The sequence below is a fragment of the Rhodopseudomonas sp. genome, from assembly GCF_013377015.1.
In the GTDB taxonomy this organism is placed as follows: Bacteria; Pseudomonadota; Alphaproteobacteria; order Rhizobiales; family Xanthobacteraceae; genus JARJEH01.
In genome coordinates, this window is record NZ_JACABA010000004.1 from 241,533 (window position 1) to 257,358 (window position 15,826).

Consider the following 15,826-nt stretch of genomic DNA (forward strand, 5'->3'; position numbering starts at 1 on the left):
AGAGGGTTAATCGAAATTTACCACTCGCTCCCCAAGTCGATCCGTCAACCTTAACCCAGAGTGTGGCGAAAACTAGCCCGGTGCCAAAATCGCGATGGACAATGGTTAATGCGAAAGGCCCCGACGTGACCGGGGCCTTTGAATTTGCTTTTGAATTTCCGCCAAACGCAGCCGGCCCCACGGTTCTCCCTGGGGTTTATCGGGTCACGGTCCGGCGCTGCTGGCGACGCGAAACGGGTGCCGGTGCCGGATTCGGTGCGCCGAACAGCCGTTCGAAGAACGACGGTCCGCCGCTGTTGAAGCCTCCGCCGGCGTCGTTGAACGCCACGCCCTGCGGAATGTCGGCGCGGGGCCGCGCGTAGCTCGGCTGCGAATGCGCCACGACGTTCTCGAGATTCTTGCCCTTGGCATTGCGCAACAACGCAAGCATCTGCGAGTCGCGGCCATAGATATCCTTGCGGATCTGCAGCTTGCCGGAATCGTCCACGAAGGCGGTCTGGTAGGTGATATTGACCGGAATCGGCGTCGGGAATTTCAGATCGATCTCGCTGTGACCATACATGCCGCGGATCTTTTCCGGGGTGTAATGCTCGTTCGGCATGGTGATATTGAGCAGCGTCGCGGCGTATTGATCCGGATTCTGCACTCGCATGCAGCCATGGCTGAACGCGCGCTCGTCCCTCGCGAACAGGTTCTTGTCCGGGGTGTCGTGCTGATAGACCAGGAACTTGTTCGGGAAATTGAAGCGGATGCGGCCCAGCGCGTTGGCTTCGCCCGGCGGCTGCGAGATGTGGATGCTGCCGTCGCGGGCGCGTTCAAGCCTCAGCCCCATCCGCGTCAGGACGTTGGGGTCCTGCTGCAGCGCCGGCAGATACTCATTGTAGATGATCGACGGCGGCACGTTCCAGGTCGGATTGACGGTGATGAACTTCATCGTCTCGGTTAGCAGCGGCGTCGCGTGAGTGCCGGGCTTGCCGGTCACCACCTTGGTGGTCCAGACTTGGGCGCCGTTCTGCATCACCTTCAGGGTGAAGTCGGGAATGTTGAGAATCACATAGGCGTCGCCGATCGATGCCGCGCCGAGCTGGCGCGGCAGCCAGCGCCAGCGCTCCATGTTGACGATCACGGTGTCGATGCTGCGATCCCGCTTCGGACTGTTGAGCGCCTTCACAGTACGGTCATCGAGCGCCCCCGTCGCCTTGAGATCAGCGTTGTTCTGGAACTTGCGTACCGCCTCGGCGACCTTGGCGTCGTAATGACTGTCGTCGGCGTTCTCGGTGACGCCGAGCTTAGCGCGCAATTGCGGCACTCGCGGATCTTCCATCACGACGGCGGGCTTCTTCTTGCTCGCCGGGACGTATTTCAAGGTCGGGCCCTCGGCGATCTCGACAACCGGGCCTTCGGCTTGGCCGCGCAGTTCGGCGAGCTTGGCGCGGAGCGCGCGATACAGCTTGTGCGGCGGATTGTAGCTGTCCAGCGCCGCCGAGGCGTCCTTGGCGGTGGTGACGTTGGCCAGCACTTCGGCCGGGTCGGTCGGGTGCTCGGGATACTGGATGTCGGCGCTGACCTGCGACCAGTGCATCCGGCCGCTCTGGGCCTGGCGCGCGTAATCCAGCACGCTCGCGGTCAGCTTCAATTCGGCTTCGGCCAGCGCATCGGGCGCGGTCGCGGCGGCGAAATCCGGCACCGGGTAATCGGCAGGATCCAGACCTTCGGCGGCGGCGTCCTTGAGGCGCGCGATCACCGCCTTGGCGCTGGCGCTGGGCGTGCCGGCCTGGGTCCACACCGGCGCGTAGTCGCGCTCGGCGTAGAACTTCTCGACCACGGTCCGTTCGGCCTTGCGGTCGAAATAGCGCGACGATTTTCCGGTGAGCGCCTCACGCAGGCTGGCGGCGATCGGCTCGGCCGCTGTCGGCTGGCTTGCGACCTTGGGCGTCTCGCCGGCAGTCGGTGCTACGGCGGTCGCGGCTGGCACGGTGGCCGCGGGAGCCGATGAGGTGGCCTTGTCGGTCTGGCCGGTCGCGCTCGCCGGGGCGGCGACGGCGGTGTCGGCCTTGAAATCGCCAGCGGAAACCGGCGGCAGGGCGACCGGCTCGGGCACCGGAACGGCGGCGTCGATCGAGAGCTCCGCGGCAGATTTGGGAGCCGAGCCGGACTGAGCGAATGCCGAGCTTGCCGAAACTGTCAGGAACGTCGCCGCGACGGCCATCAGTACCCGATCGAATCCGCTGCTCTTCGAGTAGTTTCGCATTCTTCCACCCCTTGGATGAAACTGCGCCGCCATGGAGCAATTTCCGGCATCGTGCTTTAGGTTTGGCTCAGGCGATCAGCGTCGTCGGCCGCGTCCGCATGGTCTCGATTCACAGAAACGATACACGCGCCCGGTTGGTGCGACTAGCGCGCACCGGGACATCTCACGACAAACTGACCTCAAGGACCGGAATTCAAATATGTTGCGCGCTTTTGCCACGTGGCACTGCGTTTGTCTGTCACCTGCCGGCAACGGTTCAAATGTTCCGATCAGGCGCCGTCGTTTGACACATCGGCGCCACATTCCGGCACGGTCGCGCCTGAGTCCATGGCCACAGCCCTGCTGCTTTCGGCCTCGTCCAGCTTGCGGTACAGCGTCGAACGGCCGATCTTCAACCGGCGCGCCACCTCGGACATCTGGCCGCGATAATGCGAAATCGCGAACCGGATAATTTCGCTCTCCATCTCTTCCAGCGGCCGAATTTCGCCGCTGTCGGTCAGCATCGCCAGGCTTCCGGCGGCAAAGGGCGCGATCGGGATATCGCTGGACGCCACATATTGGGGGGGCGCCGCTGTCTCGATCAGCAGCGGCTCGCCGGGCTGATCCAAACCGGCCGGCGGCTGAGCCGAAGCCAGCGGAAAATCGGCCAGTCCGAGCTGCTCGCCCTCGCTCATCACCACCGCGCGATAGACCGCGTTTTCGAGCTGGCGGATGTTGCCCGGCCAGTCGAGCTGCGCCAGCCGCGACATGGCCTCGCCGCTGATCGAGGTAATCGGGCGGTTTTCCTCGGCGCAGAACCGCACCAGAAAGTGCCGCAGCAGCGCCGGAATGTCCTCGCGCCGCATCCGCAGCGGCGGAATCGTCAGCGGCAGCACGTGCAGGCGATAGAACAGGTCTTCCCGGAAGTGGCCGGCCTTGACCCGGTCGAGCAGCTTGCGGTTGGTTGCCGAGATGATGCGGACGTCGACCTTGACCGGCTTGCGGCCGCCGACGGCCTCGACCGCGCCTTCCTGCAACGCGCGGAGCAGTTTGACCTGCGCGGCGAGCGGCAATTCGCTGACCTCGTCGAGAAACAGGGTGCCGCCGGAGGCTTCGACGAATTTGCCCATGTGCCGTTCGGTGGCGCCGGTGAATGCGCCCTTTTCGTGCCCGAACAGGATCGACTCCACCAGATTGTCGGGGATCGCGCCGCAATTGACCGCGACGAACGGCTTCGCCTTGCGGTCGCTGCTGCCGTGGATGGCGCGCGCGAACAACTCCTTGCCGACGCCGGATTCGCCCTCGATCAGCACCGGAATGCTCGAGCTTGCGGCCTTCTGTGCCATCCGCAACACGCTGCCCATCGCCTCGGATCGGGTGATGACGTCGGCGAAGCTCAACCGGCCCTCGCGGCTGTGCTTGATCCGCTGCAATTCGCCCTTCAGCGCGCTGGCATTCAGAGCGTTGCGCAAGCTGACCTGCAGCCGCTCGATGCCGACCGGCTTGACGACGAAATCATGAGCGCCGGCGCGCATCGCCGATACCACATTGTCGATCCCACCATGCGCGGTCTGCACGATGACCGGGACGTTGAGGCCGGCGTCGCGGATCTTGGTCAGCACGCCCATGCCGTCGAGGCCGGGCATCACCAGGTCGAGCATCATGGCGTCGATTGCGACGGCGTCGGGCGCGGTGAGCATGACGATGGCGGCATCGCCGCTGTCGACCACGATCGCCTCGTAGCCGCACTTTTGCACCATGTTCTCGACCAGCCTGCGCTGCACCGGATCGTCATCGGCAATCAAAATGGTCGCAGCCATGGCATTCCCTGGTTTACTTATCTATCTGTCCCGAATCGGGGCACTGTCGCCGATGCCGATTAATGCGCTCTTAAAGATTGGGCGGCCGACGCGGTCCGCTCCTCGCACCAGTCCAGGTTGAAACCCACAAGCAGGTTCGAATAAATGGTCTCGCGCTCCCGAATTGCTCCCGCCAAATCGAGAAAGTCGCCCGCAGCCAAATCCAAGATTGGATCCAAGGCCGAAGCAAAGTCGGGATCCAAGGCTGGAAAACTGCCGGAGTGGAATCTGGCGGACCTCTATGCGGGGATCGATGCCCCGGAGGTGGCGCGCGATCTCGACAAGATCGACGCCGAATGCGCCGCGTTCGAAGCCGACTTCAAGGGCAAACTGGCGCAAGAGACAGCGAAGCCGGGCGGCGGCGTCTGGCTCGCCGGCGCGGTGAAGCGCTACGAGGCGATCGACGATCTCGCCGGACGTCTGGCGTCGTTCGCGGGTCTCATTCATGCCGGCGACAGCGTCGATCCGGACATCTCCAAATTCTATGGCGACGTCTCCGAGCGGCTGACCGCGGCCTCGGTGCATCTGTTGTTCTTCGCGCTCGAGTTGAACCGGGTCGATGACGCGGTGATCGAGACCGCGATGCAGACTCCCGAACTCGGGCACTATCGGCCGTGGATCGAGGACAGCCGTAAGGACAAGCCGTACCAGCTGGAGGACCGTGTCGAGCAGCTGTTTCACGAGAAATCGCAGACCGGCTATGGCGCCTTCAACCGGCTGTTCGACCAGACCATTGCCGGCCTGCGCTTCAAGCTAGGCGGCAAGGAACTGGCGATCGAGCCGACGCTGAATCTGCTGCAGGATCGCGATCCGACCAAGCGCAAGGCGGCCGGCCAGGCGCTGGCGAAAACCTTCAAGGCCAACGAGCGCACCTTCGCGCTGATCACCAACACGCTGGCGAAGGACAAGGAGATCTCCGACCGCTGGCGCGGCTTCCAGGACGTCGCGGATTCACGGCATCTGGCCAATCGCGTCGAGCGCGAGGTGGTGGACGCGCTGGTGGCGTCCGTGCGCGCCGCCTATCCGCGGCTGTCGCATCGCTACTACAAACTGAAAGCGCGCTGGTTCAAGAAGAGCAAGCTGGCGCATTGGGATCGCAACGCGCCGCTGCCGTTCGCCGCCACCGGCAGTATCGCCTGGCCCGACGCCAAGGACATGGTGCTGACCGCCTATCAGGCGTTCTCGCCCGAGATGGCGAGCATCGCCACGCGTTTCTTCACCGACCGCTGGATCGACGCGCCGGTGCGGCCGGGCAAAGCGCCGGGCGCGTTCTCGCATCCGACCACGCCCTCGGCGCACCCTTACGTGCTGATGAATTACCAGGGCAAGCCGCGCGACGTGATGACGCTGGCGCACGAACTCGGCCATGGTGTGCATCAGGTGTTGGCGGCGAAGAATGGTGCGCTGATGGCGCCGACGCCGCTGACGCTGGCCGAGACCGCCAGCGTGTTTGGCGAGATGCTGACCTTCAAGCGGCTATTGGCGCAGACCAAGAGCGCCAAGCAGCGCCAGGCGCTGCTCGCCGGCAAGGTCGAAGACATGATCAATACCGTGGTGCGGCAGATCGCATTCTATTCCTTCGAGCGCGCGATCCACACCGAGCGCCGCAACGGTGAGCTCACCGCCGAGCGGATCGGCCAGATCTGGCTCAGCGTGCAGGGCGAGAGCCTCGGGCCGGCGATCGACATCCGGCCCGGCTACGAGAACTTCTGGATGTACATCCCGCACTTCATCCATTCGCCGTTCTACGTCTACGCCTACGCGTTCGGCGACTGCCTGGTGAACTCGCTCTACGCGGTCTACGAAAACGCCCAGGAGGGTTTCGCCGACCGCTATCTGGCGATGCTCAGCGCCGGCGGCACCAAGCATTATTCCGAACTCTTGAAGCCGTTCGGGCTCGACGCCAAGGACCCGAAATTCTGGGACGGCGGCCTGTCGGTGATCGCAGGTATGATCGACGAGCTGGAGGCGATGGGGTAGGGCGCGACGTAAAACATTTGTTGAACGACCGCCCAATCTCCGTTATACATAATGTACAACGGAGAGCCCGGCATGAATGAAATTGCTCGTGATGTCGAAATCGAGAAAACCGCCCTGCAAATCCGCAAGATTGGCAATTCTGTCGGCGTTATCCTGCCGAAGGAACTGCTGGCGCGGCTCAATTTGAAGGAAGGCGACAAGTTCTATCCGGTTGAGCAGCCCGATGGCAGCTTGCGGTTGTCGCCTTTCAACCCGAAGCATGCCCGGACGATGGAAATCGCCCGCCAAGTGATGCACGACTATCGCGATACGTTCGCGGCGCTGGCAAAATGAGCGCGCCGGTCGAGCCGATCTGGCTCGATGTCGATGAAGTCATCGACATGCATGCCGAACAATTGGCGGTCTTCGGCGGGCCGGAAGGCGTCCGCGACCGTGGACTGCTGGAATCGGCGGTCCTGCGGCCGGTCAACCAATGGCACTACGGCGAGACAGACTTGGCGGCTCTTGCCGCGGCCTATGCATTCGGCCTCGCTCGCAACCACGCCTTCGTCGATGGCAACAAACGCATCGCCTTTCACGCGATGATGGTGTTCCTCCGCAGCAATGACGTCCCCTTTGCGCCGGATCCTGGCCAGGCCACGGAAATCATCCTCTCGCTCGCCGCCGGCGAGGTCAGCGAGGCGAGCCTGACGCGCTGGATCAGGGACAATTGGCCGGTCTGAGACTTTTTGACGACGCCCACTGCCGACGCTGTGCCGTTGCCCTTGCAATAAGATTACGCTAATTGCACATCCAATTCTCGAACATTGTCCGGAGAGACCGATGGCTGAGCACAACGAAGTCGCCTACACCACCGCTGACGGCAACGATTATGTCGCGCATGAGCAGACCTATGAGGGGTTCATCAAGCTGGTGAAGTACGGCAGCGTCGCCGTGATCACCATCGTCGCGCTGATGGCGATTTTCCTGACCTGATCCGTTCCAGAGCGCATCGCTTGATCGGCGGTGCGCCATCGGCTCGCTCACGCGCGCGCCCAGCGCCGCCGGAGGACCTATGAAGATTGCTATTGCCAAAGAACTCGATGCCTCCGAACCGCGGGTCGCGGCGACGCCCGACACGGTGAAGAAGTTCAAGTCGCTGGGTGCGGAGATCGCCATCGAGCCGGGCGCCGGGATCAAGTCCGGCCTGCCGGATTCCGAGTTCACCGCCGCCGGCGCCACCGTCAGCGCCGACGCGCTGAAAGACGCCGACATCGTCATCAAGGTGAAGCGCCCCGAGGCTTCCGAGCTCGCGAACTACAAGCGCGGCGCGCTGGTGATCGCGATCATGGATCCCTATGGCAACGACGCCGCGCTGAAGGCGATGGCCGACGCCGGCGTCGCTTCGTTCGCGATGGAGCTGATGCCGCGCATCACCCGCGCGCAGTCGATGGACGTGCTGTCGAGCCAGGCCAACCTCGCCGGCTACCGCGCGGTGATCGAGGGAGCCGAAGCCTTCGGCCGCGCCTTCCCGATGATGATGACGGCCGCAGGTACCATCCCGGCGGCGAAAGTGTTCGTGATGGGCGTCGGCGTCGCCGGCCTGCAGGCGATCGCCACCGCGCGGCGTCTCGGCGCCGTGGTCACCGCGACCGACGTGCGCCCGGCCACCAAAGAGCAGGTCGAAAGTCTCGGCGCCAAGTTCCTCGCCGTCGAGGACGAGGAATTCAAGAACGCGCAGACCGCCGGCGGCTACGCCAAGGAAATGTCGAAGGAGTACCAGGCCAAGCAGGCGGCGCTGACCTCCGAGCATATCAAGAAGCAGGACATCGTCATCACCACCGCGCTGATCCCGGGCCGGCCCGCGCCGCGCCTGGTCTCCGCCGAGATGGTCGCTTCGATGAAGCCCGGTTCGGTGCTGGTCGATCTAGCGGTTGAACGCGGCGGCAACGTCGAAGGCGCCAAGCCCGGCGAAGTGGTCGATCTCGATGGCGTCAAGATCGTCGGCTTCACCAACGTCGCCGGCCGGGTCGCGGCCTCGGCGTCGAGCCTGTATGCGCGCAATCTGTTCAACTTCATCGAGACGCTGGTCGACAAGGCGTCGAAGTCGCTCGCGGTGAAGTGGGACGACGAACTGGTCAAGGCCACCCTGCTGACCAAGGACGGCGCCGTCATCCATCCGAATTTTCTGCCGAAAACCGCATAAGGACAACCGCCATGGAGCATGTCGTGCAGGCCGTCGATCCGTTCGTGTTTCGGCTATCGATTTTCGTCCTCGCCGTCTTCGTCGGCTATTTCGTGGTGTGGTCGGTGACGCCCGCGCTGCATACGCCGCTGATGTCGGTGACTAATGCGATCTCCTCGGTGATCGTGGTCGGCGCCTTGCTGGCGGTCGGCGTGGCGATGGTGGGCTCCGGCGGAGTCTGGGCGCGCGGCTTCGGCTTCGTCGCGCTGATCTTCGCCTCGGTGAATATTTTCGGCGGTTTCCTTGTCACCCAGCGGATGCTGGCGATGTACAAGAAAAAGCAGAAGTGAGTAGGAAAAGTCGATGAACGCCAATCTTTCCGCACTTCTGTATCTGATCGCCGGCGCGCTTTTCATTCTGTCGCTGCGCGGTCTGTCGTCGCCGGCCACCAGCCGGCAGGGCAACTTCTTAGGCATGACCGGCATGGGGATCGCGGTCCTAACCACGCTGGCAGGCCACCCGCCGGCCGACTTCATCGGCTGGATCCTGGTGATCCTCGGCATCGCCATCGGTGGCAGCATCGGCGCGGTGATCGCCCGCAAGGTGCCGATGACCTCGATGCCCGAACTGGTCGCCGCGTTCCACTCGCTGGTCGGCATGGCGGCGGTGCTGGTCGCGGCCGGCGCGTTCTACGCGCCCGAAGCCTTCGACATCGGCACCCCCGGCAACATCCACGGCGCCAGCCTGATCGAAATGTCGCTCGGCGTCGCGATCGGCGCCCTGACCTTCACCGGTTCGGTGATCGCCTTCGCCAAGCTGAGCGGCCGGATGAGCGGCGCGCCGATCATTCTGCCTGGGCGCCACGTCGTCAACATCCTGCTCGGCGTCGTGATGGTGGCGGCGATCGTCTATCTGGTGGCGACCGGCAACGAGATCGCGTTCTGGGTCATCACCGGCATCGCGCTGCTGCTCGGGGCATTGCTGATCATCCCGATCGGCGGCGCCGACATGCCGGTCGTGATCTCGATGCTGAACTCCTATTCGGGCTGGGCCGCGGCCGGCATCGGCTTCACCCTGGGCAATTCGGCGCTGATCATCACCGGCGCTCTGGTCGGCTCCTCGGGCGCGATCCTGTCCTACATCATGTGCCACGCGATGAACCGCTCCTTCATCTCGGTGATCCTCGGCGGCTTCGGCGGCGAGACCGCCGCGGCCGGCGCCGGCGCCGGCGGCGAAGTCCGTCCGGTCAAGATCGGCTCCGCGGATGATGCGGCCTACATCATGAAGAACGCCCAGAAGGTCATCATCGTGCCCGGCTACGGCATGGCGGTGGCGCAGGCCCAGCACGCGCTGCGCGAAATGGCCGACATTCTGAAGGAGGAGGGCGTGGAGGTGAAATACGCGATTCATCCGGTCGCCGGCCGTATGCCGGGCCACATGAACGTGCTGCTCGCCGAAGCCAACGTGCCCTATGACGAGGTGTTCGAACTCGAGGACATCAACTCGGAATTCGCCCAGGCCGACATTGCCTTCGTGATCGGCGCCAACGACGTCACCAACCCGGCCGCCGAGGACGACAAGACTTCGCCGATCTACGGCATGCCGGTGCTGCAGGTCTGGAAGGCCGGCACCGTGATGTTCATCAAGCGCTCGCTCGCCTCCGGCTATGCCGGCATCGACAATCCGCTATTCTATCGCGACAATACGATGATGCTGCTGGGCGACGCCAAGAAGATGACCGAGAACATCGTCAAGGCGCTGTAACCCTTTCGCTGAAGGATTTGATGCAAACGCCCGGCCGCGAGGCCGGGCGTTTTTGTCGGTGCGATCAGGCTGATGCGGCAGCGTCCTTGGGCAGACGATGCATCGCGCAGAGCTTGTTGCCGTCGGGATCGCGCAGATAGGCGAGATAGAGCTTCACGCCGCCCATCTCGCGCACGCCCGGCGGATTCTCGCAGGGCGTCGCGCCACTGGCGATGCCGGCGGCGTGCCAGGCGTCGGCTGCCTCGGTCGATGGGGCGACGAAGCCGATGGTGCCGCCATTGGCCGGCGTCGCGGGCTTGCCGTCGATCGGCTTCGACACCGCGAAGGTGCCCGTCTTGGTACGATAGAAAATCCGGTGGCGATCAACCACGGCGGGTGCAATACCCAGCGTACCGAGCAGCTTGTCATAAAATGACTTCGCCGCTTCGAGGTCGTTGGTGCCGATCATGACGTGTGAAAACATCTCGCTTCCTCTCCCGATATCTTTCAAGCTCACCTGAGGGTGATATCCGACTATACCCACCGCTGACGACTTGGCGAGCCGGCATGGCGCAGCCGCAGCAGCATCTGCAGGTGTTCGCGCGATTTCTGCTAAGGTGTGCGTGCCGTAACCGAACCAAGGACCGCCGACATGCTCGAAGCTAAATCCGACGTCCAGCAGGATACCCCGGAAGTTCGTGTCACCGAATGGCGGCTGGCGCCGGGCGCTTCGACCGGGCCCCATACCCACGGCATGGACTATGTGATCGTGCCGATGACCACCAGCGTCATGACCATCGTGGCACCGGACGGCACCCGCTCGCAGGCGCCGATCACCACCGGCAAATCCTATTTCCGCAAGGCCGGCGTTGAGCACGACGTATTCAACGAAACCGCCACCGAGATCGTGTTTCTCGAGGTCGAGCTGAAACCTTAAGTTAAGATTGTATGAAGCCCGGCCGCAGCGTCCGCGCGGCGCGGTCGGGTTTCTTCCGCCTTGCCACCGATCTGTCGCAGTTGATCCCTCAATCAGCCTCAAACCTCACGCATCAAGCGGTGGGGAAGAGGCCGGCAATGCAGAAATACGTCAAATACATTTCCAAGTTCATTTCCGACATTCTGCCGTCGGTGGTCGCGACCATCATCGGGGCGTATATCGTCAACCACTACATCGCCGCCAAGCCGGACGCGCCGGCTGCGAGCGCCGTCGTCGCCAAGGCGACCGACGATGCCGCTGGCAAGGGGTTGAGGATCGAGGCAAAGCCGGGCGTTGCGCCGGCCGGGACCGCGAGCGCGCCTGACCCGGTCAAGGGCAAGGGCGCCATTGAGAAGAGCGTCGCGGAAAAACCGAGCGGCGAAAAGCCCACCGAGAAAGCTGCCGACAAGCTGACCGGAACGCATCAAACCACGATTCGTGACCGGGCGGTTGCCAAGGCCGCGGCGCCAGCTGCTGCGTCACCGGCCACAACGGGCTCGGTGCCGAGCGCGGCGCCGGCCGAGCCCGCCACGCAGGAAGAGCGCCGCGACGCCAACGAGCTAGCCCGCGCGGCGATCGAGCGGCTGCGGCCTCCGACTGCCGCCGCGCGTCCTGCCGAGGCTTCTCCGCGCATGCAGGAAGCCGCACGCATGCAGGAACCACCGCATGCCGTCGTGCCGCTGCAGCCGCTGCCGCCCCCGGTCGACGTGACGATGCCGGCGCCAGCCTCGGCCAGTACCTTTATTCCCGGCGTCAATGCCGCGCTGCCGCCGACCGCTAGCCCCCCCTATACCTATTCTGCTTCTGCCAACGGGCGTGACGACGATCCGCGGCGCCCGAGCCCGCCGGCGGAGATTCCGCCGCCGGCGTTCGTCCTTCAAGCCGATGCCGTCCCTCCCGCGCGCCGCACGGTCGCCGAGGATGTGTTGCTGGCGGCGAAGTCGGTGTTTCATGCGGTGTTGCCGCGATAGCGGCGGGACGGAGCGCCGGACTCAGAACGTGTCGGAGGTCTGTCCGGCCTTGCCGCTGAGCTGCGCAAAGCCATCATGGCGGCGTATCTTTGGGACGACGATTGACGGCGCGGGCATAGCAGCCGGGCGCCTTGGCCTGGTCGATCTCGGGATCGAAATTGCGTCGGCCAAAACGACAACGCGGGCGCAAGCGCCCGCGTCATTCGAATCACCAAAAAATTGGGACGATCAGCGCGGTCCGCGCGGACCCGCGCCGGGGCCGCCAGGACGACCGCCACGCTCGCCGCCAGCAGCCGCGCCGAACACCGGCTTCGGCTTCATCGGCAGCAGACCTTCGCGCTGCAGCTTCTTGCGGGCCAGCTTGCGCGCGCGGCGCACGGCTTCGGCCTTTTCGCGAGCCTTCTTCTCAGACGGCTTTTCATAGTGCCCGCGGAGCTTCATCTCGCGGAAAATGCCCTCGCGCTGCATCTTCTTCTTCAGCGCCTTGAGAGCTTGATCGACGTTATTATCGCGAACGAGAACCTGCACGCGGCATCCTCTTTCATTTATCGGATTGAAATTCTGAGAAAGCGAAGGGCCGACTAAGGCCAAGCCCTTAACCTCAAGGGCGCGGATGTATCAGATCGGGTCGGCAATGTCCACCTCGCCAGGGAACAAGTTTGCAGCGATTGCCCGCCAAAAAACCGGGCTCGGCCCACCGTTGCTCGCAGGCCACAAAGCGGCGTGCGGCGGCCCCAAACTCAGTCATTTTCGCCGCGGGGCGGTCACCTCGGTGACATGCCCCATCTTGCGGCCGGCCTGGGCGTCACGCTTGCCGTACAGATGCACACTGGCGCCCGGGATGGTCAGCCAGCGCTCATAGTCGTTGATGTCGTCGCCGATCAGATTGGTCATGGTGACGTCGCCATGGCGGACCGGATTCGCCAGCGGCCAGCCTGCGATCGCCCGGACGTGCTGCTCGAATTGCGAGATCGAGGCGCCGTCCAGGGTCCAGTGGCCGGAATTGTGTACCCGGGGCGCGATTTCGTTAACCAGCAGGGTCGGGCCGTCAGCGCCCGGCACCACGAACAGTTCGACCGCCAGCACCCCGATATAATCCAGCGCGCGGGCGATGGTCTCGGCGATGCCGCGCGCCTGCGCCGCCAGCGCGTCGGAAATCGCCGCCGGCGCCCGCGAGGTCTTCAGGATGTGATGGCGATGCTCGTTTTCGGTAACGTCGAAGCAAACCACCTGGCCGTCGGCGCCACGCGCGGCGATCACCGAGATTTCCCGCTCGAACGGCACGAACGCCTCCAGGATGGCGGCGCGGGTGGCCAAATCGTCCCACACCGCATCGAGATCGGCACCGTCGCGGATGATCGCCTGGCCCTTGCCGTCATAGCCGAACCGCCGCGTCTTCAGCACTGCCGGCAGCCCGATCGTCGCCACCGCCGCGCGCAGCCCCTGCGCCGAGGTGACGTCGGCATAGCGCGCGGTACCGATCCCAAGCCGGGTGACGAAGTCCTTTTCGGCGAGGCGGTCCTGGGTGGTCTCCAGGATGCTGCGATCGGGCAGCACCGGCCGCCGCGCCGCCAGGATCATCGCCGCCGAGGACGGCACGTTCTCGAACTCGTAGGTGATGACGTCGACGTCGGCGGCGAACAGCTCCAGCGCCTCGACGTCGGCATATTCGGCGCAGGTCGCATTTTGCACCACGTCGAACGCCGGCGAATCCGGATCCGGCGAAAACACATGGCATTTCAGGCCAAGGCGCGCCGCCGCCAGCGCCAGCATGCGGCCGAGCTGGCCGCCGCCGAGAATACCGATGGTGTCACCGGGCTTCAGCTTCAGTATCCTCGGATCCGTCACGCCGACCCCTCCGGGCGGGCGGCGACCGCGTCAGTCTGCTGCTTGCGCCACGTCGCAAGCCGGGCCGCGAGCGCTTCGTCGGTCAGCGCCAGCACGCCGGCCGCCAGCAGCGCGGCGTTGATCGCGCCGGGCTTGCCGATCGCCAGCGTTCCGACCGGAATCCCGGCCGGCATCTGTACGATCGAATACAGCGAATCCAGGCCGGACAGCGCCTTGGATTGGATCGGAACCCCGAACACCGGCAATTCGGTCAGCGCGGCGGCCATCCCCGGCAAATGCGCCGCGCCGCCGGCGCCGGCGATGATGATCCGGTAGCCTGCTGCTTTGGCGCCCTTGGCGAAGGCGTAGAGCCGATCCGGGGTACGGTGGGCAGAGACGATCTGCTGGTCATGCGGAATTCCGAGCACGCTCAGCGTCTCGGCGGTATGGCGCATGGTGTCCCAGTCCGACTGGCTTCCCATGATGATCGCGACCGGGACTGTCATTCAAATAATTCTTTCGAGAATCCAGAAACATAGAGGGGAATTATAGGTCTGCCCGAGGCGCTGGCAAGGCGTCGCGAATGGACTATCCTTTCTTGGTGAAGACCGGCAAGTGTTGTGGCGATTCCCATGAGAAAGAAATCCAAGGCATTGGTCTCATCGAGACCGTCGCGATCGCGCAACACCGCCACCAAGCCGGCGGCGAAGCCGCTTGCCCGGCTACCCGCCGCCGCCCGGCTGGAAATCCGGCGGCTGAAGGCGCAACTCGCCGCTGCCCAGGCCATGGTCGACGAGCTTCGCGCCAGCGCCGACACCGATTTCCTGCTTGAGATTCTGAACCGCCGGGGATTTGTCCGCGAACTGAACCGTTCGATCGCCTACATTAAGCGGTATCAGGCGACCGGGGCATTGATCGTGCTGGATGTCGATCGCCTCAAGCCGGTGAACGATACGTTCGGCCATGCCGCGGGAGACGCTGTGCTGAAGGCGGTCGTGGCCGCGCTGTCGCGCCATGTCAGAGCGTCGGACCTGATCGGACGGCTCGGCGGCGACGAGTTCGCGCTATTGCTATGGAATCTGAGCGAGCGAGACGCGCTGGCCAAGGCCGAGGCGCTGGAAGCCGCGGTCGATCATCTGCGGATCGACTTCGAGGGCCACACGATTGCGGTCGGCATCTCCGCCGGCGTCGCGATCCTCGGGCCGGACTCCGACGCCGCCGCGGCGCTGAAGCAGGCGGACCAGGCGATGTATGCGCGCAAGGCCGAGCGCAAAAGCGAACGCGGCCTGGCGGCGATCAGGCGATGATATCCGGAGTGATCTGATCTTCGATAAAGGCGATGCGGTCGCGCAGATTCAACTTGCGCTTCTTCAGCCGTTGCAGCCGGAGCAGGTCGGGGGCGGGCGAATGATGCAAGGCGTCGATCGCCGCATCGAGATCGCGGTGTTCCTGTTGCAGCCTTGCGAGCTCGGCATCGAGTTCGCGCTCGTCTTCGTCGGTCATGACATGAGTTTGGTTGAATCGCGAACGGGTCGCGAAAGGATTCCGATTTGCTGCGCCGAACTATCGCTCGCGCCGGCCAAGGTAGCAAGCCGGAGGCTCCTGCATATTTCGGTTAGCGCCCGGCTCGGGGTGATTGTCGACGATCGGGCTGTCGACCAAGGCAGCGTCGGGATTGTTCCGGACGCCTCCCGGCGATCGGTGTCGGGATTCGTTCCCGGTACCGGGAATTGTGTCGGTCACTATTCGTTTCAGATGATTCTTGAATGTGACAATTGTGATTCGAAACCCATCGACAGTCTCTCCGAGACATGTACACTCCATTGTCCGGATCGAATCTGATCTCACTCACCGAGGAGGTTTCGTATGGCACTTCAGGCGCATCTCGTTGAACTGGAACGGAAACACAAGGTTCTCGAAACCGAACTGCACGACGCGCTCGTGCATCTTTCCACGGACGATCTGCGAATAGTCGAGTTGAAGCGCCGTAAACTGATGGTCAGGGACGCGATCGAAAAGGTGAAACAGACCGTCGGAGAGACGCTGCACTAGCGTCATTGGGTCGCAGGATTACTC

18 protein-coding genes are annotated in these 15,826 nt (G+C 64.1%); 11 read left to right on the top strand and 7 right to left on the bottom strand.

All coding sequences use genetic code 11. The annotated features are described in order from the left end of the window. Positions 1-196: 196 nt before the first annotated feature. A complete protein-coding gene (locus HXX15_RS18595; protein WP_296517861.1) occupies positions 197-2,251 on the bottom strand; it encodes a L,D-transpeptidase family protein in 2,055 nt (684 codons plus the stop codon). 269 nt (positions 2,252-2,520) lie between these two features. Then, positions 2,521-4,050 carry a sigma-54 dependent transcriptional regulator gene (locus HXX15_RS18600; protein ID WP_296517862.1) on the bottom strand — a complete coding sequence of 510 codons (1,530 nt, stop codon included), beginning with the start codon at positions 4,048-4,050 and terminating at the stop codon, positions 2,521-2,523. A gap of 144 nt (positions 4,051-4,194) precedes the next feature. On the opposite strand from HXX15_RS18600, the gene HXX15_RS18605 reads away from it, so the two are divergent. From HXX15_RS18605 to HXX15_RS18635, 7 genes are all read left to right on the top strand, one after another. Beyond that, entirely contained in the window at positions 4,195-6,069 is a 1,875-nt protein-coding gene (locus HXX15_RS18605; RefSeq protein ID WP_296517863.1) for a M3 family oligoendopeptidase, read from the top strand. A gap of 72 nt (positions 6,070-6,141) precedes the next feature. Continuing rightward, entirely contained in the window at positions 6,142-6,402 is a 261-nt protein-coding gene (locus HXX15_RS18610; protein ID WP_296517911.1) for an AbrB/MazE/SpoVT family DNA-binding domain-containing protein, read from the top strand. Beyond that, on the top strand, positions 6,399-6,791 hold the full coding sequence (locus tag HXX15_RS18615; protein WP_296517864.1) for a type II toxin-antitoxin system death-on-curing family toxin: 393 nt from the start codon (positions 6,399-6,401) through the stop codon (positions 6,789-6,791). Before HXX15_RS18610 ends, HXX15_RS18615 begins: the two co-directional genes overlap by 4 nt. 100 nt (positions 6,792-6,891) lie before the next feature. Beyond that, positions 6,892-7,044 carry an aa3-type cytochrome c oxidase subunit IV gene (locus tag HXX15_RS18620; RefSeq protein WP_296517865.1) on the top strand — a complete coding sequence of 51 codons (153 nt, stop codon included), beginning with the start codon at positions 6,892-6,894 and terminating at the stop codon, positions 7,042-7,044. Positions 7,045-7,123: 79 nt separating this feature from the next. Further along, the gene (locus HXX15_RS18625; protein WP_296517866.1) at positions 7,124-8,254 is read left to right on the top strand and encodes a Re/Si-specific NAD(P)(+) transhydrogenase subunit alpha; all 1,131 of its coding nucleotides are present in this window, start codon (positions 7,124-7,126) and stop codon (positions 8,252-8,254) included. An 11-nt stretch (positions 8,255-8,265) separates the two neighbouring features. After that, positions 8,266-8,583: a proton-translocating transhydrogenase family protein gene (locus HXX15_RS18630; protein WP_296517867.1), complete on the top strand. Its 318-nt coding sequence runs from the start codon at positions 8,266-8,268 to the stop codon at positions 8,581-8,583. A gap of 13 nt (positions 8,584-8,596) precedes the next feature. Beyond that, positions 8,597-9,997 (top strand): NAD(P)(+) transhydrogenase (Re/Si-specific) subunit beta, encoded by a 1,401-nt coding sequence (locus tag HXX15_RS18635; protein ID WP_296517868.1) that lies wholly within the window; start codon positions 8,597-8,599, stop codon positions 9,995-9,997. A 64-nt stretch (positions 9,998-10,061) separates the two neighbouring features. Here HXX15_RS18635 and HXX15_RS18640 read toward each other — a convergent pair whose 3' ends face one another. Continuing rightward, positions 10,062-10,460: a VOC family protein gene (locus tag HXX15_RS18640; RefSeq protein ID WP_296517869.1), complete on the bottom strand. Its 399-nt coding sequence runs from the start codon at positions 10,458-10,460 to the stop codon at positions 10,062-10,064. Positions 10,461-10,628: 168 nt separating this feature from the next. On the opposite strand from HXX15_RS18640, the gene HXX15_RS18645 reads away from it, so the two are divergent. Next, positions 10,629-10,913 carry a cupin domain-containing protein gene (locus HXX15_RS18645; RefSeq protein ID WP_296517870.1) on the top strand — a complete coding sequence of 95 codons (285 nt, stop codon included), beginning with the start codon at positions 10,629-10,631 and terminating at the stop codon, positions 10,911-10,913. 11 nt (positions 10,914-10,924) lie between these two features. Beyond that, a complete protein-coding gene (locus HXX15_RS18650) occupies positions 10,925-11,923 on the top strand; it encodes a hypothetical protein (RefSeq protein WP_296517871.1) in 999 nt (332 codons plus the stop codon). Positions 11,924-12,151: 228 nt separating this feature from the next. Here HXX15_RS18650 and rpsU read toward each other — a convergent pair whose 3' ends face one another. From rpsU to purE, 3 genes are all read right to left on the bottom strand, one after another. Next, on the bottom strand, positions 12,152-12,451 hold the full coding sequence (rpsU, locus tag HXX15_RS18655) for a 30S ribosomal protein S21 (protein ID WP_296517872.1): 300 nt from the start codon (positions 12,449-12,451) through the stop codon (positions 12,152-12,154). 216 nt (positions 12,452-12,667) lie between these two features. Beyond that, positions 12,668-13,771: a 5-(carboxyamino)imidazole ribonucleotide synthase gene (locus HXX15_RS18660; protein ID WP_296517873.1), complete on the bottom strand. Its 1,104-nt coding sequence runs from the start codon at positions 13,769-13,771 to the stop codon at positions 12,668-12,670. After that, entirely contained in the window at positions 13,768-14,256 is a 489-nt protein-coding gene (purE, locus tag HXX15_RS18665) for a 5-(carboxyamino)imidazole ribonucleotide mutase (protein WP_296517874.1), read from the bottom strand. Before purE ends, HXX15_RS18660 begins: the two co-directional genes overlap by 4 nt. 126 nt (positions 14,257-14,382) lie before the next feature. Between purE and HXX15_RS18670 the strand changes: the two genes are divergently transcribed. After that, the gene (locus HXX15_RS18670) at positions 14,383-15,057 is read left to right on the top strand and encodes a GGDEF domain-containing protein (RefSeq protein ID WP_296517875.1); all 675 of its coding nucleotides are present in this window, start codon (positions 14,383-14,385) and stop codon (positions 15,055-15,057) included. On the opposite strand, the gene HXX15_RS18675 is transcribed toward HXX15_RS18670, so the two are convergent. Beyond that, positions 15,047-15,253 carry a DUF465 domain-containing protein gene (locus HXX15_RS18675; protein ID WP_296517876.1) on the bottom strand — a complete coding sequence of 69 codons (207 nt, stop codon included), beginning with the start codon at positions 15,251-15,253 and terminating at the stop codon, positions 15,047-15,049. The genes HXX15_RS18670 and HXX15_RS18675 overlap by 11 nt on opposite strands. Before the next feature lie 363 nt (positions 15,254-15,616). On the opposite strand from HXX15_RS18675, the gene HXX15_RS18680 reads away from it, so the two are divergent. Next, a complete protein-coding gene (locus HXX15_RS18680; protein ID WP_296517877.1) occupies positions 15,617-15,802 on the top strand; it encodes a DUF465 domain-containing protein in 186 nt (61 codons plus the stop codon). The last annotated feature ends 24 nt before the right edge of the window (positions 15,803-15,826 follow it).